Below are 24,019 nucleotides of genomic sequence, written 5' to 3' on the forward strand. Positions count from 1 at the left end.
ATGCTAACAAGCGCATAAAGAAAATCACGTGCCAAATTTCAAGTTCAAGTTAGGCAGTCTGTAAAAACTCTATAGGAGATTTATAATTGAATAGTTTCTTTGGATAGTTGTTAATCCAGTTTTCAATAAATGCGACTTGTTGTTGATTCGCATTTTTGCTTCCCTTAGGCAACCAACGCCGGATGAGTCTATTATGATTCTCATTAGTCCCACGCTCCCAAGAAGAATACGGGTGGGCATAGTAGATATGAGCAGGGTCAAAAACTTCTGCTAAACGACTGAACTCAGCCCCGTTATCAGCTGTGATAGAGTTCATTTGATAAGCCTTGAGGATTGCTTTCAGAGCTTGATTGACTGAAGACGCGGACTTATCGGGAATGAGTCGAATGATTTGATAACGACTCTTTCTATCGGTTAGTGTCAACAGACACTCGTTTTTTGCCCGTGTTTGAATAACCGTATCAATTTCAAAATCACCGATATTCTCACGCTTATTAATGCTTTCTGGTCGTTCCTCAATAGATTTTCCAGCTGGCTTAAAATTGGGACTAGCATGCTTTTTCTTAGCTTTCTCTTGTCGAGGATAAAGCATATCAGCCTTGGTCAATCCTAAGTGTCCATGATGAATCCAGTAGTAAATGGTGGAGATGGGAACAGGTATCCCTTTTGACTTTACCATCATCTCGGGAGAATATTTCTGTTCGATGTAGTGAGTTATCTTTTCTTTGAGTCCCTTGGTTAGGGAGAGCTGTTTAACAGAACGTTTACGATTGTTTTGATAGGCTTTTTGAGCGAAATCAGCTGAGTAGATCACTTCAAATTTTCCTTTACGCACTTGTTGTCTAACCTGACCACGTTTGACTTCGTTGTGAATGGTTTGAGGAGCTTTAGCTAATCTCCTAGCGATTTCACGATTTGAGAGCCCTTCTTGAAGCCAACGTTCAATCATTCTACGTTCAGTTAGTGTCAAATGTTTACTTTTTGGTGTATAATAGTTTTGCATCTCAGAATCTTTCTAATTGTTGTTGTGGTGATTACAATTATATCTCTCTGAGATGTTTTTTGATACCCTTAGGTGGCTAACTTCATTTTAGAACTTTCCCAAAGAAAATCACGTATTGAAAAAGTTGTAAAAATGGTAAAATAGGTTGACAGAGGGCATTGAATGTCATATAATAAAATAGTTGCCGCTATAGTTAAATGGTATAATAGAGCAATGGTAATGCTCCGTTCCGAGTTCGATTCTCGGTGGTGGCAGATAGCGAGTTGACTACGGTCAGCTCTTTTATTTTGGAGAGAGACATGACGTACGAACAAGAATTTTTAAAAGAATTTGAGGAATGGGTTAACACTCAAATTATGATTAATGAGATGGCAATGACAGAAAGCCACAGAGTCTTGGAAGAAGACAAAGATGAAAGAGCTGCAGACGCTTATATTCGCTACGAAAGTAAGCTGGATACCTATCGTTTTATCCAAGGCAAATTTGCTAATTATAAAAACGGCAAAGGATTTCATGAGTTGCCAGAAGGATTATTTGGAGAAAGGAAATATTAAAATGGTAAAAAATCGTAAAAAAGCACTAAAACATCAAATGAAACGTCAAGGTTTGTTGAAAACGACAGCACCTGTTGTTAACGTCGCAGAGACAGCTTTAACAAAAGAAAAATCAGCTCCAGTTTCAAAAGCAACATTGAGTCTTGAAGAATTTTCAGCGATTTCAGCAGTAGCTGATATCCGTAGCAATCTTGTCGAAACACTTTATAACGAGGGTATTCGTTCACTTGCAGACTTTGCTAACGTTACCGAAAAAGAACTTCTTGCCCTTAAAGGTATCGGACCTGCAACGGTTAAAAAATTAAAAGAAAACGGCGTTACACTTAAAGCTTAACTCAGTTGAATAGACTGAGTTTTTTTCTATAACAGTCGATACACAACTTGTAAAAAAATTACGTTATAAACGGCAAAAACCATCTAGCTCACGTAAACTAGATGGTTTTCTGTTTGTTAAGGTCGTGATAAGATTTAACTGCTGGAACATCTGTCTCGTGTTTTCCAATTAATTTTTCCATCCAAATCATATTATACCAGCGATTAAATTTATAGCCTGATTTGTGAAAGGTTCCAACTAGCTGATAGCCCTGTTTTTCATGAAAACTTTGGCTCACATTGGTCAAGTAATCGTCTTCGACTTCTGCTTGTGCAATGCAGGCATTAAGATTGAGCACTCCCATTTCTTTTAAGATGCTTTCCAGACTTTCGTAAAGCCTAGCCCCTATCTTCTTACCACGCGCAGCTTTGTCCAAATAAACCGTGACTTCTGCAGACCACGCATAGGCTGCTCTGGGATGAAAAGCTGACGCATAGGCATAACCAAGAATACGACCATCCTCTTCAGCAACCAAATAAGGATAGAACTCTTGAACCGACTGCATGCGCTGCTGAAAATCTTTTAACGTCGGCACCTCATACTCAAAAGTAATCGCCGTTTCCATGACATAGTAGGCATAAATCTCAAGTAAGTCCTTGGCATCTGAAAGTTGCGCTGGACGAATTAAAATTGACATCTTATACTGCTCCTAAAAATATCGTTTGGATGAGGCCAACTGATAGATAAATTACTAACAAAATAGCAATAAGCCAGATCACCCAAGTCTTTAAGTCCACTTTCCGTAACTTTAATTGGAATAACGTATTCACAACTAAGGGAATTAGACTATAATAAGCAGATAGTTTAACCGATAAGGTCAACTGATTTAATAACATTTCTGAAACGCCATTAGATGTCTTGAGATAATAAACTCCAATTAGAACACCTACACTGACAATGAAAAAGGATGACAGTAATCTGCGATAAGGCATCTCTTTGGGCGCTGTAAACCAAACCCAAATACCATAAAAAGCAAACCAACACAACAGTAAAAATGGATGAACAGGTAACATATGAGATTCCTTTCTGACGTCTATTGATAGGTCAATTATAACACTATCACTCTAAAAATCAAGAAATACCCAGCTGCGATGTACTTACCATTAAAGAAAAGGACTATAACATGTCAGCGGTGCTAGCCAAAGCAGCTGCTCAACTGAATAGTATCAAACAAAAAAGAGCCCTACGGCTCTCTTTCAATGCTTATTTAACAAAGTCCAAAAGTGCAAGGAAGCTTTCTGGTTGAAGTGAAGCACCACCAACAAGAGCTCCGTCAACATCTGGGCAAGCCATATACTCAGCAACATTTGCTGGGTTTACAGAACCGCCGTATTGAACACGAACTTTGTCAGCAACGTCTTGACCGAAGTCAGCTGCAACCACATCACGAACAGCTTTACACATGTTTTGTGCATCTGCTGAAGTAGCTGATTTACCAGTACCGATAGCCCAGATTGGCTCGTAAGCGATAACTGATGATGCTACTTGCTCAGCAGACAATCCTTTAAGAGCAGCAGACACTTGCGCACCTACAAACTCAACTGCTTTACCTGCTTCGTAAGTTTCAAGAGACTCACCACAGCAGATGATTGGCGTCATACCATTAGCAAAGATTGCGTGTGCTTTTTTGTTGATGTCTTCGTCAGTTTCGTGGAAGTAGTCACGACGCTCTGAGTGACCGATGATCACATATTCTACACCAAGGTCAGCGATTGTCGCTGGGCTATTTTCACCTGTAAAAGCACCTGCATTTTCAAAGTAGCAGTTTTGAGCAGCTACTTGCAACTCAGTTCCTTTAACACCTTTTTTCATACCTTCAAGGAAGATAGCTGGTGAACCGATAACTGTGTCCACAAGTTCGTTTGATGGAATAGCATCTTTAACAGCTGCAACGAATTCGCGTGCTTCAGACGCAGTTTTATTCATTTTCCAGTTACCAGCAATAATTGGTTTACGTGACATTTCACATACCTCTTCTATTTTTTATTTACATTGTCTATTTTATCACATTTTAATTTTTATAGCTAATCATTTTCATCCAATATCAAAATAGGTTTTCAAAAACTCTTTTTCTTTCGGTGTCAGGGGGCGGTAGCTTCCAGGCTCTAGCTCTTCTTCTAGGTGAAAACCTCCGAAGGAAATGCGTTTTAAATAGGTCACTTTGACACCATAGGCTAGAAACATTTTTTTGACCTGATGAAATTTTCCTTCTGAAATGGTCACCCTAGCACAGCTCTTTTCTGAACTAGAGCTAATAATCTCAAGTCTAGCTGGTTTACAGGTCGTTCCGTCTAAGAATGCTATGCCTTTTTCAAAAAAAGCTGGCGCATCAGCATGGAGTTTGTCATTAACTTCGACGTAGTAAGTCTTGTCGACGTGGTGCTTGGGATGTAACATGCGAAAGCCGAGTGGACCATTATTAGTAATGATAACCAAGCCTTCTGTATCACGGTCTAATCGCCCCACAGGATAAAGTCCCTCACGGTAATCTGTCTCCGTTATTAAATCAATGACAGTCTGGTGCTCACGATCTGTTCGAGCAGAGACGACACCAGATGGTTTGTTCATCAGATAGTACACCTCTGGGCTGTGCGTCACCTTTCTTCCTGAAACGGTAATCTCTTGAAGACTGGCATCAACGTTGAGATTAGCAGTTGTTACCACTTCTCCATCTACTCTTACCTGATGTGCTTTCAGCAATTTTTTAATATCATTTCGAGAACCTAGGCCCGCCTCTGTCAGTAGTTTATCAAGTCTCATGATTTTATTATAACATATCATCCAATTTGACTATGACTTAATCATACGACCTACTGTCATATACACCCAAGCAGAGTTTCCCTCTCTTCTGAGATTATTGTGCTCACTTCTCTCAAAAACTTCAGGTTACAAAGCTACCCCAAATACTTCTAAATAATTTAGTTCTTCAGTTGTCAGTCGTCTAAACTCACCACGCTTTAAATCTGTTGGTAAGGTTAATGGTCCCATCGAAATACGTTCTAAGGTGACCACTTCTTTGCCACAAGCCGCTACCATACGTTTGACCTGATGAAATTTTCCTTCACGAATTGTGATTTTAACGCGACAACTCTGACGACTGTCATCAGCTGACAAAATCTCTAATGTTGCTGGTTGGCAGGTATGGTCTTTGAGGGCTATGCCTTTTTCAAAAGCCAAAATATCCGACTGATCCATAACCCCTGAAACGTCTGCTAGATACTCTTTGTCCACGTGCTTTTTGGGCGATAGCATCGCATGAGCCAGCTGACCGTTGTTGGTCAATAGAAGCAAGCCCGTCGTATCAATGTCTAGTCTTCCCACAGGAAAAACCTCTTTGTGGCGAGCAGTATCATCTAAAAGGTCCAAAACTGTATGATGGTGGTTATCTTCCGTCGCAGAAATCACACCACTAGGCTTGTTGAGAAGGTAATAAACAAAAGTCTCGTGAGTAAGCCGTTGACCTTGGTAGAAAATCTGGTCTGTTGTTTCATTAACCTGAGTTTTAGGTGAGGTTTCAATCTGACCATTAACAGTAATTTGCTTCTTCTTGAGAAACACCTTTACTTCCGTTCGAGAGCCAATGCCACAATCCACTAAAAATTTATCTAGACGCATGCTACTTCCTTTCTTTTTAACTATTATAGCATAGAAAAAAGAGAAGACCAATTGCGGTCCTCTCCAAAATTCGGCGTTGTCATCTACTTGTTATCGTTGATAACAAGGCTTAAAAATTCGTTTTGTAATAATCAGTGATCCCTTTAACGATACCATTTGCTAACTTCTCACGATAGTCTACTGTAGCAATCTTTCGATTTTCTGCCGAATTTGATAGATAGCCTAATTCCAACAGTACCGCAGGCGCTGTTGTTTCGCGAAGAACTGCAAATGTATTGCGTTTAACTCCACCATTTTTAGCACCGCTTGTTCCCACAACAGAATTTTGAATCGTTGACGCAAGGCTAGCGCTTAGGCGTAAACGTTCTTTATCATTATGGTAAGTTTTGTTAATTCGTGATGGGTAGTCTGAATAATACTGATAATAGTAGGTTTCAACGCCAGATGCAGATGGTGACGTTGCAGCATTAAAATGAATACTGATGAACAAATCTGCATTAGACTGATTAGCTTTTTCAGAACGAGGAAGCAAATCAACAAATCGATCATCCGAGCGTGTTAAAACAACTTGATAACCAAGTTTTTCCAACTTAGTCTTAAGACGATTTTGCATATCCAAGTTCAAAGTCTTTTCTTGTTGTCCATAGTAGGCAGCACCTGGGTCTGAGCCACCGTGACCAGCATCTAAATAGATGACTTTATTGACAGCCTTATAGTTTCCTTTTGAAGCAGAACCTTTTTGGATGTTCTTTACTTCCAGATTAACTTGGCTTTCAGATACAAAATCCTGTTTACCTTTCTCGTCTGTCACATAGAGATGGACATGATACTTACCACTACTGTACTTATGGTCGCTTGCTCTAACTGTTAGTTTATAAGTTCCATTACTTTGTTTACTTGCCGTATACCACTTAATATCATCCTGTCCATTAGCATCTGACCAGGTTGGTAAGTGGACTTGTTTAATACCATTTGCTGATTTAAGGTTAGAAACAATCACATCAAAAGTTCCAGTTTGATTGTTCACATTTTTAATCTCTAATTTAGCTGTCGGCTTTGGCAATGCCTTAATATCAATAGTATCGCCATCAAGGAAGGTTAACTTGCCATCTTTTGTACGACCGTAACTATGAATATGGTAAATTCCCGTATCATATTTATGGTCTTTGATGTCAACGGTCAAACTATAGCTACCATCTGTTTCCTTTTTAGCTTGGTACCACTTAATATCATCTTGATCACTCTTAGCTGACCAGGTTGGAAGCATAACTGTTCCAATAGTGCTCGGAACATTCTTGACGGTAACCTTAAAGCTCGTTGCTGTCAATGCTTTAACCGTTGTCTCAGGTTTAGAGCTTATTGGTACCTTTTTCGGAGCCGCAACATCATGTGTCACTGCATTTAAGAAAATATTAGCAACTGAACCTGCATTACCATAAACATGAAGATGGTAACGTCCACTTTCATACTTATGCTCTTTGGTATCAACGGTTAATTGATAGCTACCATCTTTTTGTTTATTAGCTACATACCACTTAATGTCATCTTGACCACCTTTATCTGTCCAAGTCGGGATACGAACTTGGTTAATATAGCTTGGAACATTCTTTACAGTCACACCAAAACTTGTTTCTGTGAGAGGCTTAATCGCAGTCTCCACTTTAGGAGTTGCAACATCATGTGTCACTGCATCTAAGAAAATATTAGCAACTGAACCTGCATTACCATAAACATGAAGATGGTAACGTCCACTTTCATACTTATGCTCTTTGGTATCAACGGTTAATTGATAACTACCATCTTTTTGCTTGTTGGCTACATACCACTTAATGTCATCTTGACCACCTTTATCTGTCCAAGTCGGGATACGCACTTGATTGATGTAACTTGGAACATTCTTAACCGTGATGGTAAATTTATCATCTGCAATGCCTTTAACACTGCTCTCTACCTTTGATTTTGGTTGATCATAAGTTGTACTAGCAAGGAAAGTCTTCTTACCTGAGCTTTCTCCATAAAGATGGAGGTGATATTTATTAGTCTCGAATTGATGTTGATCAAGAGAGACTGTCACTTTATAATTACCGTTTGCTTGTTTTTGTGCTTGATACCATTTGATATCATCTTGACCATTCTTTTCAGTCCAAGTCGGAAGCAGCACTCTCGTGTATTTCGCTGGTACATTGCCAATAGTAACTTCAAACAGACGATCATTGAGCGCTTTAACCGTTAGAGATGGTGCTTTAGGAACTGGCTGAGTATAAGTCGCTTGACCAACATAGACCTTCTTACCATTTGGTTTTTCCTCATAGTAATGAATATGATAAAGGCCTGTAGAAGATTTATGGTTATTAGTATCTACAGAAAGCTTATAAGTCCCATTATTCTGTTTTTGTGCCTGATACCATTTGATGTCATCTTGACCATTAGCAGCAGACCAAATTGGTACGTAAAGCTTTTTGAAATACTTTGGAACATTTGAAACGGTAACCTCAAAACTCGTTTGGCTAGTCGCCTTCACATTAGTCTCGAGTTTTGGTTGCGCCAATGTGACTTCTTCTGATTTGACAAACGTCATCTTTCCAGTTGCTTTTTGTCGCAAATAAGCATGGAGATGATAAAGCCCATACTCCCAGTGATTGTTATAGGGAACTGTTGTATGCGCATTGTTCATGGTGTACCACTTGAGATCGTCCTGACCCATAGCTTGTGACCAGACTGCAACACGTACTTCACTATCTTTTGGGATTTCCCCAGAATAGCTAACTTCCATATTCTCAGCAGTTTGATTTACCGTAATAGCATTCTGGGCAGGCGTTTCTGCAACTCTTGCCTCTGCTAACTTAGGTTCAGTAACTACTGCTTTTTGTTGTTGCTTAAGCTGATTCTCAGCTACTTTAGTGACCGCCGTTGCCTCTGTCTGCTTTCTTGATGTCGCTACGCTCACTTCACTTATAGGCTGTTCAGTAGTCGTCGTTACCTTACCTGTATCAGTGACAGCTACTGACTGTGATGTTAGTGAGTTACTCTTTGCTTCAGTTGTAGAGGCTTCCGTTTGTAAAGAAGCAACCACCTTCTCAGAACTTTCCGTTACAGCAACTGAACCATTTTGAGTCACTGAACCTATCTCTTCTGCTTGTACATCGTTTTTAGCAAGAAATAGCGTAAGCGCTAAAGGAATTACCAAATAACTTTTAAAAGATTTTTCCATTATATCTCCCGGACTTTCCGAATATTTTTATTATTATACCATATTTTTATGCATTAATAAAGTAATTTAGTCATTAATACCCATTATTTTATAATATTTAATATCATAGTTGCAGATATTAGCCAAACGATATACAACTTATCCTCATAAGAGAAGTCACTTTTGTATAAGACTAACCTAATATTTTTTGATAAAATAGCAGAGCAGAATTTATTATTGAAGGAGTCATTATGGAAGACTTGGAAAAAAGAATGCTATCTCACGCTTCTGGTGAGCACCGCTTTGACCCAAATCAGCAAAAAGCATTTTTAGGAACCTTTAGAGAACGAGTGGTGTTAGCTGTCAAAATAACCGATTTAGGTCCTGAATTGTTTAAAAACCTCCCAGAGTTTCTAGCAAATCTCAACCAAAATTGGCAACCTTTGGTGGCTAAAATTTCCTCAGAAATCAGTCTATCATCCCAAATGACCTTGATGAAATTATCGGAACAGCATAACCTTCCTAGCACGATTGTACAAGAAAAAGAGGCAACCTCTCCTTACGCCTTTATCGTACATTCTGACCACGCCATCAACCTAGAACAAATCGAACCAGTGTTAGCCACAACCTCAGACAAAACAAGTCCTGAACAGAAAAAATTATCCTTTTTTAAAAAATTATGGAAAAAGCGATAATTGTAAAATCGAAGCTACAATAGGTAGTGCCCTCAAATTGAAGATAGAAAAAGAGGTAGGAATTTTCCCAACCTCTCTTTTTAAAATCGAATCATTTCTCGACTCTTTTCATAAGAATTGACAAAGCGATCTGTTACGCCAGGCTCTACAATTTCTAGAGCATAAGAGATATCATCAAAAGCCTCTTTGTAATTAAAGTGCATTTGGAAGAGTTCCATTGTGCGATCATAGCTTTCTTGAACATTTTGATCAAAGCTACGGTAGCGATTTGAATACTGTAGTAACTGTTCAGTCAAAACAGCGTCTTGAACAACTTTATAAGTCACTTCTTCTAAATTAGCCATTGCTTTAGTAGAGACTTCCTTCATTTTATCAACCGTCATCATATCGACACGACCACGACTGAGTTCATCGCGAAGCGCTTCTAACTGCGAGCTTGCAGTGAAAAATTGGCTCATAAAATCTTGCGGAATTCCTGGAAGATTGCGTTTTTCCATAAAACGCTTAATGGTGTGAAGGCGATTGATATAGACTTCTAATTTATGACGAGCATTGACTTCGCCTTTCTCAGTCCCTTTCAAGCTATCGTAAATAGCTAACTGTCCTTCTTCAACATCAGCAATCTTAGATTGTAACTTTTCCAAAACCTTTTGCCATTCAGAAAATGGCTTTTCTTGCTCTGCCATGTTATCAAGTGCCGGTTGCAACTCTTCTTCCATATCAGACAAGTTTGAGCTATATATTCCTAACTTGTTACCAATGCTATCGCTGAAAATATAGCGTTGCGTTAGGCGATTAAGCTCATTAATTAGACTCGCATTGTTTCCTTTAACATGAGCCAAATATTTTGGTAAGCGATTTGTTGCTTTAACGACTTCCTTATGTGCAGCGATTTCACGTTCGAAAAGATCGTAAAAGCCATTTAAGCGCTCTTGAATGTCTCGGCAACTTGTTTCAGCCTTAACCAATTCAAGATCTGCCAAATCATCAGAAGTGTCACTAATCGCTTCACGGATAGCTTGAAAACCAGTTTCAATATCGTCTTCAGCAAAATAATAATTTTCTTCTAATAAGCGACTGTAGCCCGTTTCTAAGTCTTCTAATTGGTCTGGGAAATCTTCCTCTAATTTTGTAACAATCGGTGGGATTTTCTCAGAAATTTGACCAAGAGCAATCGTGTGCTCTTCAGCTTTTTCTAAAATTTCTGCCGCTTCAACAGGGTCACCAGAAGAGTTAAGCGTCACAAACTGTGAAAATTCAGATTGAATATGAGTAAGTTGCTTGCTAATCTCTGGCATAGCTTTGCCATAATGATCAGCTTGGTTTGCAATTTCTGTTTGCAATTTTTCATACATATCCAAAGCGTAAGTCACTCGCGAACTGTTTTTTTCTTCTTGCTCTGCCAAAACTGCCAAAGCTTCGCGAATCGCTTTAATGTCTTCTTCAACAACATCCAATTGACTTTGAATACCTTTGATTTCATGCTTTGCCTTGATGAAATTAAAGGTATCATTTAGACTCTCAGCTTCAAAAATATGATTTTCAATATCTGAGAAGGAATTTAGGGTTAAATCAACCCATTTTTGATTCCACTCTCGAAACGAGGTCTGGCTTTGTCCAATCAAGTGTAAGCTTTTAACATGCTCAATCTCTTCATTGACAGGTAACTCAAAAAGTTCTTGCTTTTTCTCTTCTAAACTTGCAATCAAGGCGTCATTTCTTTTTCTCACAACAACGCCAAACAAATAGGCAATAATCACTAAAATAATTATTGCTACTATAAGTAGAACGATTCCGTTCGACATGGGGATCTCCTTACATATTTTCTAAAAGGTCTATAACATTACAATTATAACACAGCTATAGCCTCTTTTCAATCAGATGACCAAGTTTAAATGTCCAAAGTTGAATAAACTGCGTTTTCTTCAATAAATTCACGACGCGGTTCAACCTTATCCCCCATCAACATATCAAAGATTTTGTCTGCTTCAGCAGCATCATCAACTGATACACGCGCCATGAGACGACGTTCTGGATCCATTGTAGTTTCCCAAAGTTGATGATCATCCATTTCCCCAAGACCTTTATAGCGCTGAACTGTTGGTTTTGAACGCCCTACAGTATAACGCGCCAAAGCTTCTTGAAGTTGAGTTTCTTGATCTGCACCTGGTTGAATGTATTCTTTAATTTCAGACCCAACTTTAACCCCATAAATTGGTGGTTGGGCAATGTAAACATACCCTGCTTCTAAGACTGGACGCATAAAGCGGTAAATTAATGTCAATAAAAGGGTGCGAATATGGGCACCATCAACGTCGGCATCTGTCATGATAACCAATTTTTGATAGCGAGCTTTTGACACATCAAAATCAGCACCAAATCCTGTTCCCATAGCTGTGAAAAGGCTACGAATTTCTTCATTAGCTAGGATTTTATCCATGGTAGCTTTCTCAACATTCAAGATTTTACCTCGAATTGGTAAGATTGCCTGATATTCACGGTTACGACCTGATTTTGCTGAACCACCCGCTGAGTCTCCCTCAACGATGAAAAGTTCATTCATTTCAGCATTATTTGATGAACAATCCGCCAATTTACCTGGAAGATTTGAAATTTCAAGCCCTGATTTTTTACGGGTTACTTCACGTGCACGCTTGGCTGCAATTCTAGCTTTAGAAGCCAAAATCCCCTTCTCAACGATTTTACGAGCTGTTTGAGGATTTTCCAAAAGGAAGCGTTGGAAGGCATCTGAAAAGAGGCGATTCGTAATTTTGACCACTTCAGAGTTTCCAAGTTTTGTTTTCGTTTGCCCTTCAAACTGTGGATTAGGGTGTTTGACAGAAATAACTGCTGTTAGTCCCTCACGCACATCTTCACCCGTTAGATTATCATCCTTTTCTTTAAGGATGTTGTTGCTACGCGCATAATCATTAACGACACGGGTCAAAGCGGTGCGGAAACCTTGTTCATGGGTACCACCTTCATGCGTGTGAATATTATTGGCAAATGACATGACTGTCTCATGGTAACCTGTTGTGTATTGCATGGCAACCTCAACAGAAATCCCATCCATTTCACCATCGGTGTAAATAGGGTGCTCAAAAATAACATCTTTATTCTCATTGATGTACTCAACGTAAGATGTAATCCCACCTTCATAGTGGAAGTCTTTTTTCTGTTCAAGCCCCTCACGTTTATCAGCAATTGAGATTTTCAATCCCTTGTTCAAGAAGGCTAACTCTTGAATACGTTTTGCGAGTTTAGAGAAATCATATTCTGCTGTCTCTGTAAAAATGTCAGGGTCTGGTGTAAAGTGGACAGTCGTCCCTGTACGATCAGTTGTACCAATCACTTCAAGGTCTGCAACCACTGCACCACGACGATATTCTTGGTAATGAATTTGACCATTTTTATGGACATGTACATCGAGTTGTGTCGAAAGGGCATTTACAACCGAAGAACCTACTCCGTGCAAACCACCAGACACTTTATAGCCACCACCGCCAAATTTACCACCTGCGTGAAGAACCGTAAAGACAGTCTCCACCGCTGGGCGACCAGTTTTTTCTTGGATATCGACAGGGATTCCACGTCCGTCGTCTACTACTGTGATTGAGTTATCTGGTTCGATGACCACATCGATCTGGCTAGCAAAACCTGCAAGTGCCTCATCGATAGAGTTATCAACGATTTCCCAAACCAAGTGATGGAGACCTTCCTTTGAAGTAGATCCGATATACATCCCTGGACGCATACGAACGGCTTCAAGACCTTCCAATACTTGGATTTGGCTGGCATCATACTCCTGCGCTAAAGCTTCTAAATTTTTATTTTCGTCAGTCATTTAAGTCACTATCTCCATCAAGGATTTTTTATTATCAACGAGCAAGGTGTCAAAACCTGCAGCTCGTCCTGCTTGTCTATCAATCTCACGATCACCAATCACAAGAGCCTTTTCAATATGATATTTGTCTTTCAAATAGAGCATACTCTCAGGATTTGGTTTACGGGCAAACCCATTATTTGATGTCACCACTTCTGTGAAATAGGGATAAAGCTCTGTGAGTTCTAGAATAGATAACACTTGCTTATTGCGATGTGATATCAAAAAATTGCGACCATCTTCAGCTACAATCTTGGCTAAAATCTCACGAGCTCCTTCAAATAATACAGGATGTTTAAGGTATTCTGCTTCAAACAGTTTATACTCTTGTAAAAAGCTTTCTTCATTAGGAATAAAGAAATCAATTGCCGCATTTGTTGATTCTTTCAATTTCATGTAGACATCATCATGCGACGCTTTTATGCCATAGTTTTCTAAACAGGCTACAAAAGCTTGCGTGGAAACTTCATAGTTATCAAGTAAAGTTCCACCTAAATCCCATATGTAATCGTGATAATTCATACCCTTCATTATATCATATTTCTTTCATTTTTGACAGAAAGAGGTAAGAACAGCACGACAAACGCATGAAATCTTCTATTTCCATTTTGCAAGTGTTGAAAGTTTTTTGCCCTAAAGCAATTGTTTTAAATACTTGTCAAAGGACAGACTTAGGGCATATTTCTTACGACGCAGACTCATCTTCTTTCCAAAATCTAACTGTTTTAATACCGCTAAACAGAATTTATCCATGACATTTAAATTAAATGCGAGTTGTTTATTCAAAGTCTTATTGGCATCTTCACGAAAAACAACATCTAGTAGCCAGTGCATGCTCTCTATCTGCCAATGCCCCCTTACATAATCACACAACTCTTTAGCGCTAACCTGACAACTTAAAATAAAGTAGCGGGTTTCTTCGCTCTCTTGACCATTCTTTGTTATCTGAATACGCGCCCGTCCAATGCTTTGGATATGTCCCCAATCGGGATGCTCTTGACGTATCCACTCTGTATCAGTAATGACTTCATACTGTCTCAATTCAATCTGACCGTGCGCTTTCTCAAGCGTTTCATAGCTATCGTCAAAGTTCTGAGAGAGTTCAAAATAGGGACGAATACCTTCTAAAAGGCTCTTTTGATTCTCTTTGACTGCTAGACAATAATCTGCTTTCTTCATGATAATCTTATCCGCAATATCCTTTTGTGTGCCCATAGCGTCAATACTAATCATGCACCCTTTTACTGAAATCATGTCTAATAATCGTGGAATCGCTGTAATCTCATTGCTTTTTTCATCACTCGCTACCTGGCCATACGAAATCCCTAAATCTGTCGCATAGGCTGAGACAATATGTAGGGCTTTTTGAGTTTGACTGGCATTACCACGGATAGTCTTCCCGTCAATGGCTACTAAACGTTTTGAAAGTTGTGGTAAGGTTTTAGCTGATGAGTCACATGGTTCAAGAAGAGAAGTCCATATCTGTGTGAGTTCTACAAGAACTTGTGAATCTAAAGTCGCAAAAACACGTTGTAGAGTGTCATGAGAGGGAATGCCATTTTCTAATTTGAGAACGGTGCGTAAGGATTTCTCATAGGCAATACCAAACTCCTCTATCTCATCCCAGTGTTCTGCGCCTGATAAGCGAGCAAAGAAGATCAAAAGAACGATATCTGACAATAAGTGTTTGACTTTCCATGGCTCACGATCATCTCTCACAGTAACCAAGAAATTTAAAAGGTCTTCCATAACAAAATCCTCCACTTTTATTATAGCGGAGAATGTTGAGTTAATTTATGAAAGTCTTTTTTGTAAGCCATATTTTCTTCATGCGTTTGTCGTGTAAGAACAGGAATTGATTTATCAAAAAAATCAATTTCCTTATCTTACCTCTGTCGTGTTTTACAGTATTTAATTGTAACCTCAATCCTATCTATTCAGGTTATTATGATAAGCCATGGACAAAATCAGTCCAACGCCAATCAAATTAGAGATTAGAGAGGATCCCCCTTGAGAAATAAAAGGCAGCGGAATACCTGTCAGTGGTAAAATCCCTAGCGCTGCTCCAACATTTTCAAAAACATGGAACAAAATCATCATGATAAAGCCGACCGCAATCACCGTATAAAAACGGTTATTGGACTCCAAGGTAATGCGCAACATCCTGTAAAAGAGCCACAGGTAACAGCCTAAAACCAAAGCTGAGCCAATGAACCCAAAATTCTCACCAATAACGGTAAAAATCATGTCACTCTCACGAACAGGAACCGACAGTTCTGCAACATTGAACCCTTTCCCAAATAAACCACCACTACCTATCGAAATTAATCCCTGCGTTTGCTGATAGGCAATTCCTGTAGCATAAGCAAAAGGATCCAGCCAGGCAGAAATACGATTGATCTGATAGGTGTCCATTCCCATATGAAAGAGCCACTCACGACCTTGCTCCCAAGAAAAGAGAGCAATAAAAGCGGCGATGAGGAGAAAGACAGAAAGAATAATGGGCAATAAAATTTTCCATGAGACACCAGATAACACCGTAACCCCTGCTAAAATAGCAATAAAGACAAGGGCTGTCCCCAAATCTTTCTGAGCTGCCAAGAGAGCTAGGACTGGCAAGGTTATCAAGACATATAATCCTAATAATTTCCAATCTTCTACCAACTCTTTTGATTTCCTTTTTTTCTGAAATGTAACGGTTACTCTTGCCAAAGCTAAAATGTAGGCAATTTTCATAAATTCAGATGGCTGATAAAGTGTGATATTATTGATTGTCACCCAGTTTTTAGCACCTGTAGCTGCATAGAGGCTAGGACTATAGAAGAACAAGGGTAAAAACATGGTCCCAAGTCCCAAGATGTAAAACCAAGGCGTTGCCTTCCATAAGAATTTTGTGTTAAAAAACATCACTACAAAAGCTGATAAGATTCCCAATAGCAACCACAGTCCTTGCAAGAGGAGAACATTTCCCAAACGATCAGGATAATCTGCCAATGTCGCAACATAGACCGACAAAAATCCCATAACTAACAGAAAAAAAACAGGTAGCAATAGAGAATAATCAACCCGCTGCTCCCAAGTTTTTAAATGCTTTACCATAAGATCCCTCACCTACCAAACTATCCTAAATTAAATGTCTATCCATTATAGCATGATTATCACTCAAGCACTACCACTTTTTGACTGGTATAAATACTGTGTTTTCGATTAACGCTATAGGAGAAAGCTACAGCAACCAAAAAGAAAGGAGTGTTTTCAAAGCCAAAAACCTCACCACCAATAAAAATAGGAGCTAAGATGGTGTTTGTTGCAGAAGCAAAAACAGCAATATAGCCACTAGCTGCCACAATTTCTAAAGGCAACTGAAAAACGCCTGCTAAAACAACGCCTAGTGATGCCCCAATAGAAAAGAGCGGCGTCACTTCTCCCCCTTGAAAACCAAGAGACAGCGTCAACACGGTTAACATAATTTTCAACAGCCAATCATAGCTGGTAATAGTTCCACCAGAAAAAGAGGCCTCAATCAAATTTGTCCCAAGACCAGAATAACGCCCCTCATGGCACAAAAATAGCATAAGAGACAATAAGATACCAACACAAAAGATGCGATGATAAGGATTTTTAACCAGCTCTGCCATTTTTTCCTTCGTCCAAGATAAGCTAGCCGCAAAACCATTACCTACTAGACCAAAGATAAGTCCTGCTACTGCTAATTTCACAAAGGTCAGAAAATCTAATCTTAAATCACTTTCAATCAAATGAGTGAATTTTTCCAACCCTAGGCTATTAGAGGTCCACGCAGCCGTAAAAGAAGCAAGGATTGTAGGTAATACAAATCTTACACGGAGTTGCTCTATCACTAACACTTCTAAAGCAAAAAAGAGTGCCGCCATCGGTGTTTGAAATAGTCCTGCAAAACCCGCTGCCATTCCCATGGTTAAAAATAATGGCGAACTTTTTTCAAAAACTATATAACGAGAAAAGAAATGTGAAATGGTAGCCCCAATCTGTACCGCAACACCTTCACGACCTGCAGACCCACCAAATAAATGCGTTAGCCATGTTGTGACGACAATCAGCGGAACTAAAATCAAGGGAATTTGCTCGTCTTTTCCTTGACCCACTTCAAAAATAAGAGCCATCCCTCTCTTGGCTTGCCCGCCAAATGTTCGATAGAGAAAAACAATCAATAAGCCTGAAATCCCTAAAAACGGAATCAGATAGAAAAAATGCTCTGTCCGAATTTCTGAAATGAGGAGCAAACCTTTCCCAAAAATCGTATCAATGACACCAACAAGAACTCCTATAAAGAGAGCAAGTAAACAGGTCAAAAATGTCTCTTTTAACGTTAAATCATTGCCGTCTTTTATTCCTTTTAACACTCTTTGACCCCTAATTGACGACTTTGATATGCCCTAGAATGTTTCATCATATCAGAAAAGGTTGCCACAATCGCCTCTTCAAAGTCTTTATTTGCAACTTGGCGCGCAACCTTATCTAAGACCATTTGTTCACGAGAAGTGTCTAAAACAGCCTTTCCTGTCGCCCTTTTATAAGCTGTCACTTGATTGACGAGGCCCATGCGTTCTTCTAACAAGGCAATAAGCTGCGCATCAATTTTGTCAATATCTTGACGAATAAGGTTTAAATCCATGTGTTATCTCCTATTCTCTACAGGCAATTGCAGAGCATTCCTTTCTTTAACTATGATGATTAGTGAAACAGGGCTTGATTGACCAAATGAATATCACTTTCATTGACAACAAGATAAATGGTCGCTCCTGCTTGTAACATTGTTTTTCCAGTGACAACTTCACTCTTACCATGAACAACTTGTGTCGTAATGAGAACATCTGCTGGCAACTCCAACTCCGAAACACGTTGACCGACCAATTGCTCAGTGACAGGTAATTCGATCATCGTTGGTTCATTATTTTCCAGATGACTCACTGGTACCATTTTAGCTAACATGGCCTCGTAAATTGGTTCGCCGCCCAGTAAATCCATGGTTAGGTAGGATACCAAAACAACAATGCCAATCGTCATCAATTGAGACAAATCTCCCACCATCTCAGTAACCAAAATCATCGCTGTCAGCGGAGCCTTAGACACCGCACCAAAATAACCAGCCATACCCAAAATGATAAAAATCGTCACCTGACTTGCCTGCGCTAGCCCCATTGTTTCCAATAAAAGGCCAAAAATATAGCCAGATAAAGAACCGAGAGCTAACAGTGGCAAGAAAATCCCACCAGGAAGACCACTTCCATAGGCAATCATGCTCCAGACAAAGCGAATCGCTAAGAACAAAATAGCTGTGCCAAGTAGCATGCCACTATCAGGCAAGTGTAAGATGAGATGGTGTCCACCGCCCAATAATTCTAATGAAAAGTAGCCAACAGGAAAGGTTAGAAGCAATGCAAAAATACCATAAAAATGCGCTGGAATCTTAAACATCTTTCCAAGTGCATCGTAAACTTTACCAACACGAAGCACCACCCATTCATAGCCATACCCTAAAAGACCTAAGAAAATCCCCATAGGAACAAGGAGTAAGTATTGACTAAGCTGCAAAACTTCAAAACCGTCAGGCATATGAAGGACTGGCGTCAATCCAAAAATATTTAGCGAAATGATATTGGCTACCAAACTCGCAACTAAAGCAGTTATCCAAACCAGTCGTGAAAAATGGTGATAAACTTCTTCAACAATAAATAGCAGCCCTGCTATGGGTGCATTGAAGGCTGCTGAAAGCCCCGCTGCCGCACCACTTGCAATTAAAATCCTTTTTTCTTTGGGCGTCACCTTAAGAGACTCTGCTAGTCCTTTGGCAGTAACCGCCCCCAACTGGATACTAGGACCTTCACGCCCCAGCATCAAGCCCATGGAAATCGCAAGACTGCCACCGACAAATTTTTTCCAAAGGACTGACCACCAGGAAACACGTAACCTTCCCATCAGTTCTCCCTCAACATGAGGAATCCCAGAACCTTTAATATCTGAATCGGATTTCACTAATAGACCTACTAAAATGATTAGCACTAGGCTAATCCCTACCCCCCCAATAAGATAGGATGGTTGGTTACTTGCATGCGCATAAGCTTTCAAGGTCCAATCTGTTAGAATACCGATAATAAGACGAAAAAGACTGACAACAACTCCCGCTAGAACACCCACTAAGCAGCCTCTCCAAACCGCTACCAGAAGATGTTGCGATGACAAACGAAATTCTTTTTGATGTGTTTTCATAATAAGTTTCAATAGTACATAAAGAAGGTTAGAGTGACCCCCAACCTTAATCTCTTATCCTAATTTTGCTGATAATGTTTCCGCAAAGGCTTCTAGATTTTCAATATCTTCATCCTCTGCCGCCAAGTCTACCTTAACAGAATCAGCACCCTTTGTGGCACCTGTCAAAGCAAACTGTTCTTCAAATTCATCAACGGATTTACAGAAGTAATCGTAGAAAGTATCTCCTGAGCCAACAACTCCAAAAATCTTTCCTGATAAATCGACATCTGCTAAATCTTCATAGAAATCGACAATTTCATCTGGCAATTCACCATCACCGTAAGTGTAAGTAGCCACAATAGCAATATCAGCATCTTCAAAGTCAGCGGCATCAACGGTTGTACACTCATCAACATCTACTGTGTGCCCTAATTCTTCCAACTTCTTAGCGACGATGTCTGCAATTTCTTCCGTATTTCCGGTCATGCTGGCATAAACAATTTTTGCTAAAGCCATAGTTTCCTATATTCCCTCCAAAGTCAAATTACTATTATTATAGCATACTTTTAAAGAAATGGGGCATAGCCTTCAGCAAGTTTTTGCAAAAGCAATTCCTTTTCACTATCACTAGCAAAAGAGCCTTTTATCGCATCTTGATTATGCTGGTAAAAATCTGTGGGACTTGTGCCAAAATGAGCCGCAAAAAGACCGTACTCTTTCGTTAAATTGGTATCTGACACAGTTCGATTATCTGTGTTAATCGAGATATTAGCCCCTGCTGCTTTTAGGTCTAAATAAGGGTAATCTGCAATTGTCTCAATCGCTTTCGTTTGTAAATTGCTTGTAAGAGCTAATTCTGCTGTCAAATCTGCAGCAACAAACGATTCAAGCAAACCTGGAATTTCCATAATAGCTGTTGTATGCCCTGTTCGCTTGACACCAGCTTGAATCGCATAAGCAATATTTGTTGCGCAACCACATTGCTCCCCTGCATGCAAAGTCATTTTAAAACCAAGATCATGCGCATGCTGAATGCCTTTACTTAGACCTTCTGCTGGAAAATCAACTTCATTACCAGCAAAATCAGCCCCTACAACATAAGGTTCCTCACTGGCTTTTACCTCTGTAAACATCGCCATTGTAGCTTCTAAATCATTTTGACGCAAGCCACAAACCAAAGCCTTAGCCACAATACCAAAATCTTTTTCAGCTTTTTGCAATCCTCGGCAGACTGCTCGGACCACCTGTGCTACTGATAGCCCTTTATCCATTGATAATTCAGGTGCAAATCGGATTTCTGTATAAATAACATTTTCCTCAGCTGACTGTTTGGCAACATCGTAAGCCGCCAACTCCAACGCCTCTTCCGTCTGTAACAAAGGACGAATAAAATCAAAGGTTTTAAGATATTCATTTAAGCAAGTGATATCGGCAGGGGCTGTCACAAGTGATTTTAACTCATCATCACTCGCTGGAATGGAAATCTGTTCCATGGCAGCCAATTGACGAATCATCGGCAACGACAACGAACCGTCTAAATGACAATGTAGTTCGGTTTTTGCAAGCTTTGAAAAGTCAACTTGATTCATGAGAGACTCCTTTTTCCTAAAAGTTGTCATTATCTTACCATAATGAGCCAAAAAATCAACAAGAAATACGAACTTTTAGAAAATCTTATCCTTTTCTTTAGATTATTCTTATCCTCTAAAGATTAACTTTAGAATTTTGGCAAAGTCAATCTCTTACTTAACCTCCCAAAGCACAATTAGCAGCTCTTTTGTCAACTATTTATATGCTAAATTTTTGAAAAAAACCTTTCTTTTTGATAGGCTAATGACAAGAAATTTAATAAGGAGAAATCTTATGTCAGATTATATTTTACCTGAAGTTTGGGAAGCCCCCCAACAAATGGGCGGGGCTTGGGGTGGTCTCAATCAACCAACTGCTGGAGCACGTTTTGAACAAACCTTACCAAAGGGGGATAAACCTTTCCAAGTCTATTCACTGGGAACACCAAATGGTATCAAGGTTACCATTATGCTAGAAGAATTAAAAGAGCTTGGACTTGCTGCTGATTATGACCTTTTCCGTATCAAAATCGGAGACGGTGATCAATTTGGATCTGATTTTGTCAGCATTAATCCTAACTCAAAAATTCCTGCTATGCTCGATTTATCAGGAGATGAGCCTGTCCGTGTCTTTGAATCTCCGTCTATCTTGCTTTACTTAGCTGACAAATTTGAACACTTTATTCCTAAAGATTTTACTAAACGTACAGAGGTGATGAATTGGCTCTTTTGGCAAACAGGCGCAGCACCTTTCTTAGGTGGTGGATTTGGACATTTCTTCCATTACGCTCCTGAGAAAATCGAATATGCTATCAACCGCTTTGCTATGGAAGCGAAGCGCCAATTGGACCTTTTGGATAAGGAATTAGCCACTAAAACTTATATCACTGGTGAGGAATACACTATTGCCGATATCGCTATCTGGTCTTGGTACGGTCGTCTCGCTCAGGATAAGGTCTGGGATCGTGCTGGTATTTTTCTTAACGTCAAAGAATACAAAAATCTGCAACGTTGGACAGACCTCATTGCTAATCGCCCTGCTGTTAAGCGTGGACTAGAAGCCACTTATCAAGAGATTGACGCATGAGTTGGCAAGTTAAAACCTTAGATGAATTGACTCCACGTCAACTACATGCTATCTATCAGACCAGAGTAGCGGTTTTTGTCGTTGAGCAAACCTGCCCCTATCCCGAAGTTGACGAGTACGACCTTAATGCCATGCATTTATTTCAGGAAGACAATTGCAGCATCAAAGCCTATTGTCGCCTCATTCCTACAGATAATACCATCAAACTCGGTCGTGTCCTAGTAACAGAGGCCTATCGTGGAACTGGATTAGGGAGAAAGTTAATTAATCAAGCCCTATCAACCTGCCAACAACACTTTCCTAATCAAACCATCTATGCTCAAGCTCAAGCACATCTTAAAGATTTTTACGCTTCCTTCGGATTTAAAGCCATCTCAAAAGAATATCTAGAAGATGGCATTCCACATGTCGATATGACTTTAACTGCTTAAAAAGGGGGCAATTCCTACAGCACAGAATTTGGTACTCGTATAATATGGTATAATAACTAAAAACAATCCAAGAGAGGTAACCATGACTTTTCATTCTATTCTTGATAAAATCAAGGCATACGACACCATCATTATCCACCGCCACCAAAGACCTGATCCTGATGCCATTGGTTCTCAAATTGGTTTGCGTGAGATCGTCCGCACTAATTTTCCAGAAAAAACAGTTCTAGCAACCGGCATCAACGAACCGACGCTGTCTTGGATTGCGGAGATGGATCAGGTCGCTGATAGTGACTATGAAAACGCCTTGGTTATCGTCACTGATACTGCTAACACACCTCGAATTGATGATGAGCGCTATCAGACTGGAGAATACCTGATTAAAATTGACCACCATCCAAACGATGATGCCTATGGAGACCTTATCCACGTTGATACGACTGCCTCATCTGCTAGTGAAATTATCACCGATTTTGCTCTGACTGTCGGTCTGAAACTTTCTGATTTTGCAGCAAGCGTCCTCTACAATGGGATTGTCGGTGATACTGGGCGATTTTTATACCCTGCGACAACTAGCAAAACCATGCAAATTGCTGCTAAGTTACGCGAATACGACTTTGATTTTTCAGCTATGGCCCGTCGAATGGATTCTTTCCCTATGAAAATTGCTAAGCTCCAAGGCTATATCTTTGATCATCTCGAGGTTGATGAAAATGGGGCTGCGCGTGTCATCTTGACCCAAAAAATGATGGCAGATTTTGACGTGACAGAAGCCGAAACCTCTGCCATCGTTGGAACGCCTGGAAAAATTGATAGTGTTGAAAGTTGGGCAATTTTCGTGGAACAAGCTGACGGCACCTACCGTGTTCGTCTCCGCAGTAAGTCAGCTATTATCAATGAGATCGCCAAACGCCATGATGGTGGCGGACATCCCCTTGCCAGCGGAGCCAATTCCTATAGCTTGGAAGAAAATGAACAAATTTACCAAGAAATTAAAGAATTATTAGCTAAATAACTTGTCAAGCTCTGCCATTTTTGATAAAATAACAGAGTTAATAATAACTATGGTACGTAAAGTACTATGGCAGAAAGGAACTCATTAACAATGAAAAAAGATATCCATCCAGAATACCGTCCAGTTGTTTTCCTTGATACAACTACTGGTTACCAATTCCTTAGCGGCTCAACAAAAGCTACTAAAGAAACTGTAGAATTTGAAGGTGAAACTTACCCACTTATCCGTGTGGAAATTTCATCAGATTCACACCCATTCTACACTGGTCGTCAAAAATTCACTCAAGCAGACGGACGCGTGGACAAATTCAACAAAAAATACGGTCTCAAAGACGCAAACGCAAAATAAGGTCGAGAAACCGCATTATAAAGCCA

General features: G+C 39.7%; 24 protein-coding genes and 1 tRNA gene. 8 read left to right on the forward strand and 17 right to left on the reverse strand.

Annotated features, from left to right (window positions below; translation table 11 throughout):
• Positions 1-49: 49 nt before the first annotated feature.
• Positions 50-1,003: an IS30 family transposase gene (locus AB6M99_RS07735; protein WP_369350506.1), complete on the reverse strand. Its 954-nt coding sequence runs from the start codon at positions 1,001-1,003 to the stop codon at positions 50-52.
• A 183-nt stretch (positions 1,004-1,186) separates the two neighbouring features.
• Here AB6M99_RS07735 and AB6M99_RS07740 point away from each other — a divergent pair.
• The 3 genes from AB6M99_RS07740 to AB6M99_RS07750 all read left to right on the forward strand — a co-directional run bounded on the left by AB6M99_RS07740 (position 1,187) and on the right by AB6M99_RS07750 (position 1,891).
• A tRNA-Thr gene (locus tag AB6M99_RS07740) sits at positions 1,187-1,257 on the forward strand.
• A gap of 45 nt (positions 1,258-1,302) precedes the next feature.
• Positions 1,303-1,557 (forward strand): DUF1912 family protein, encoded by a 255-nt coding sequence (locus tag AB6M99_RS07745; RefSeq protein WP_121835722.1) that lies wholly within the window; start codon positions 1,303-1,305, stop codon positions 1,555-1,557.
• Positions 1,553-1,891 (forward strand): helix-hairpin-helix domain-containing protein, encoded by a 339-nt coding sequence (locus AB6M99_RS07750; protein ID WP_121835797.1) that lies wholly within the window; start codon positions 1,553-1,555, stop codon positions 1,889-1,891. The genes AB6M99_RS07745 and AB6M99_RS07750 overlap by 5 nt, the downstream gene beginning before the upstream one ends.
• Positions 1,892-1,988: 97 nt before the next feature.
• Here the strand turns inward: AB6M99_RS07750 and AB6M99_RS07755 are convergent, their stop codons facing one another.
• From AB6M99_RS07755 to AB6M99_RS07780, 6 genes are all read right to left on the reverse strand, one after another.
• Positions 1,989-2,567 (reverse strand): GNAT family N-acetyltransferase, encoded by a 579-nt coding sequence (locus tag AB6M99_RS07755; RefSeq protein ID WP_121835724.1) that lies wholly within the window; start codon positions 2,565-2,567, stop codon positions 1,989-1,991.
• Position 2,568: 1 nt separating this feature from the next.
• A complete protein-coding gene (locus AB6M99_RS07760; protein WP_121835726.1) occupies positions 2,569-2,943 on the reverse strand; it encodes a hypothetical protein in 375 nt (124 codons plus the stop codon).
• Positions 2,944-3,133: 190 nt separating this feature from the next.
• The gene (gene tpiA / locus AB6M99_RS07765; RefSeq protein WP_121835728.1) at positions 3,134-3,892 is read right to left on the reverse strand and encodes a triose-phosphate isomerase; all 759 of its coding nucleotides are present in this window, start codon (positions 3,890-3,892) and stop codon (positions 3,134-3,136) included.
• A gap of 72 nt (positions 3,893-3,964) precedes the next feature.
• Complete coding sequence (locus AB6M99_RS07770) at positions 3,965-4,690, reverse strand: pseudouridine synthase (RefSeq protein WP_121835730.1); 726 nt, start codon at positions 4,688-4,690, stop codon at positions 3,965-3,967.
• Positions 4,691-4,816: 126 nt separating this feature from the next.
• On the reverse strand, positions 4,817-5,545 hold the full coding sequence (locus AB6M99_RS07775; RefSeq protein ID WP_121835732.1) for a pseudouridine synthase: 729 nt from the start codon (positions 5,543-5,545) through the stop codon (positions 4,817-4,819).
• Between the two features lie 109 nt (positions 5,546-5,654).
• Positions 5,655-8,756 carry a GBS Bsp-like repeat-containing protein gene (locus AB6M99_RS07780; protein ID WP_369350509.1) on the reverse strand — a complete coding sequence of 1,034 codons (3,102 nt, stop codon included), beginning with the start codon at positions 8,754-8,756 and terminating at the stop codon, positions 5,655-5,657.
• A gap of 230 nt (positions 8,757-8,986) precedes the next feature.
• Between AB6M99_RS07780 and AB6M99_RS07785 the strand changes: the two genes are divergently transcribed.
• Positions 8,987-9,430 (forward strand): DUF1694 domain-containing protein, encoded by a 444-nt coding sequence (locus AB6M99_RS07785; RefSeq protein ID WP_369350510.1) that lies wholly within the window; start codon positions 8,987-8,989, stop codon positions 9,428-9,430.
• Positions 9,431-9,510: 80 nt separating this feature from the next.
• Here AB6M99_RS07785 and ezrA read toward each other — a convergent pair whose 3' ends face one another.
• From ezrA to add, 10 genes are all read right to left on the reverse strand, one after another.
• Entirely contained in the window at positions 9,511-11,235 is a 1,725-nt protein-coding gene (gene ezrA / locus AB6M99_RS07790) for a septation ring formation regulator EzrA (protein ID WP_121835737.1), read from the reverse strand.
• Positions 11,236-11,321: 86 nt separating this feature from the next.
• Positions 11,322-13,274: a DNA topoisomerase (ATP-hydrolyzing) subunit B gene (gene gyrB / locus AB6M99_RS07795; RefSeq protein WP_369350511.1), complete on the reverse strand. Its 1,953-nt coding sequence runs from the start codon at positions 13,272-13,274 to the stop codon at positions 11,322-11,324.
• Positions 13,275-13,835: an HAD-IA family hydrolase gene (locus tag AB6M99_RS07800; protein WP_121835798.1), complete on the reverse strand. Its 561-nt coding sequence runs from the start codon at positions 13,833-13,835 to the stop codon at positions 13,275-13,277.
• 111 nt (positions 13,836-13,946) lie between these two features.
• Positions 13,947-15,062 carry an ISAs1 family transposase gene (locus AB6M99_RS07805; protein ID WP_121835739.1) on the reverse strand — a complete coding sequence of 372 codons (1,116 nt, stop codon included), beginning with the start codon at positions 15,060-15,062 and terminating at the stop codon, positions 13,947-13,949.
• A 180-nt stretch (positions 15,063-15,242) separates the two neighbouring features.
• Complete coding sequence (locus AB6M99_RS07810; RefSeq protein WP_121835740.1) at positions 15,243-16,412, reverse strand: FtsW/RodA/SpoVE family cell cycle protein; 1,170 nt, start codon at positions 16,410-16,412, stop codon at positions 15,243-15,245.
• 59 nt (positions 16,413-16,471) lie between these two features.
• Positions 16,472-17,683, reverse strand: coding sequence for a chloride channel protein (locus tag AB6M99_RS07815; protein ID WP_369351205.1), 1,212 nt, complete (start codon positions 17,681-17,683; stop codon positions 16,472-16,474).
• A gap of 5 nt (positions 17,684-17,688) precedes the next feature.
• A complete protein-coding gene (locus tag AB6M99_RS07820; RefSeq protein WP_121835742.1) occupies positions 17,689-17,967 on the reverse strand; it encodes a chorismate mutase in 279 nt (92 codons plus the stop codon).
• A 59-nt stretch (positions 17,968-18,026) separates the two neighbouring features.
• A complete protein-coding gene (locus tag AB6M99_RS07825; RefSeq protein ID WP_121835743.1) occupies positions 18,027-19,562 on the reverse strand; it encodes a ClC family H(+)/Cl(-) exchange transporter in 1,536 nt (511 codons plus the stop codon).
• Positions 19,563-19,616: 54 nt separating this feature from the next.
• Positions 19,617-20,060: a flavodoxin gene (locus AB6M99_RS07830; RefSeq protein WP_121835744.1), complete on the reverse strand. Its 444-nt coding sequence runs from the start codon at positions 20,058-20,060 to the stop codon at positions 19,617-19,619.
• A gap of 50 nt (positions 20,061-20,110) precedes the next feature.
• A complete protein-coding gene (add, locus tag AB6M99_RS07835) occupies positions 20,111-21,133 on the reverse strand; it encodes an adenosine deaminase (RefSeq protein WP_121835745.1) in 1,023 nt (340 codons plus the stop codon).
• 274 nt (positions 21,134-21,407) lie between these two features.
• Between add and yghU the strand changes: the two genes are divergently transcribed.
• From yghU to AB6M99_RS07855, 4 genes are all read left to right on the forward strand, one after another.
• Positions 21,408-22,199 (forward strand): glutathione-dependent disulfide-bond oxidoreductase, encoded by a 792-nt coding sequence (gene yghU, locus AB6M99_RS07840; RefSeq protein WP_121835746.1) that lies wholly within the window; start codon positions 21,408-21,410, stop codon positions 22,197-22,199.
• The gene (locus tag AB6M99_RS07845) at positions 22,196-22,630 is read left to right on the forward strand and encodes a GNAT family N-acetyltransferase (protein ID WP_121835747.1); all 435 of its coding nucleotides are present in this window, start codon (positions 22,196-22,198) and stop codon (positions 22,628-22,630) included. The genes yghU and AB6M99_RS07845 overlap by 4 nt, the downstream gene beginning before the upstream one ends.
• 82 nt (positions 22,631-22,712) lie before the next feature.
• Positions 22,713-23,645, forward strand: a complete 933-nt coding sequence (locus AB6M99_RS07850; RefSeq protein WP_121835748.1) for a bifunctional oligoribonuclease/PAP phosphatase NrnA — start codon at positions 22,713-22,715, stop codon at positions 23,643-23,645.
• A 90-nt stretch (positions 23,646-23,735) separates the two neighbouring features.
• Complete coding sequence (locus AB6M99_RS07855) at positions 23,736-23,993, forward strand: type B 50S ribosomal protein L31 (protein WP_121835749.1); 258 nt, start codon at positions 23,736-23,738, stop codon at positions 23,991-23,993.
• Positions 23,994-24,019 lie beyond the last annotated feature (26 nt).

The organism is Streptococcus hillyeri (assembly GCF_041081565.1).
In the GTDB taxonomy this organism is placed as follows: domain Bacteria; phylum Bacillota; class Bacilli; order Lactobacillales; family Streptococcaceae; genus Streptococcus; species Streptococcus hillyeri.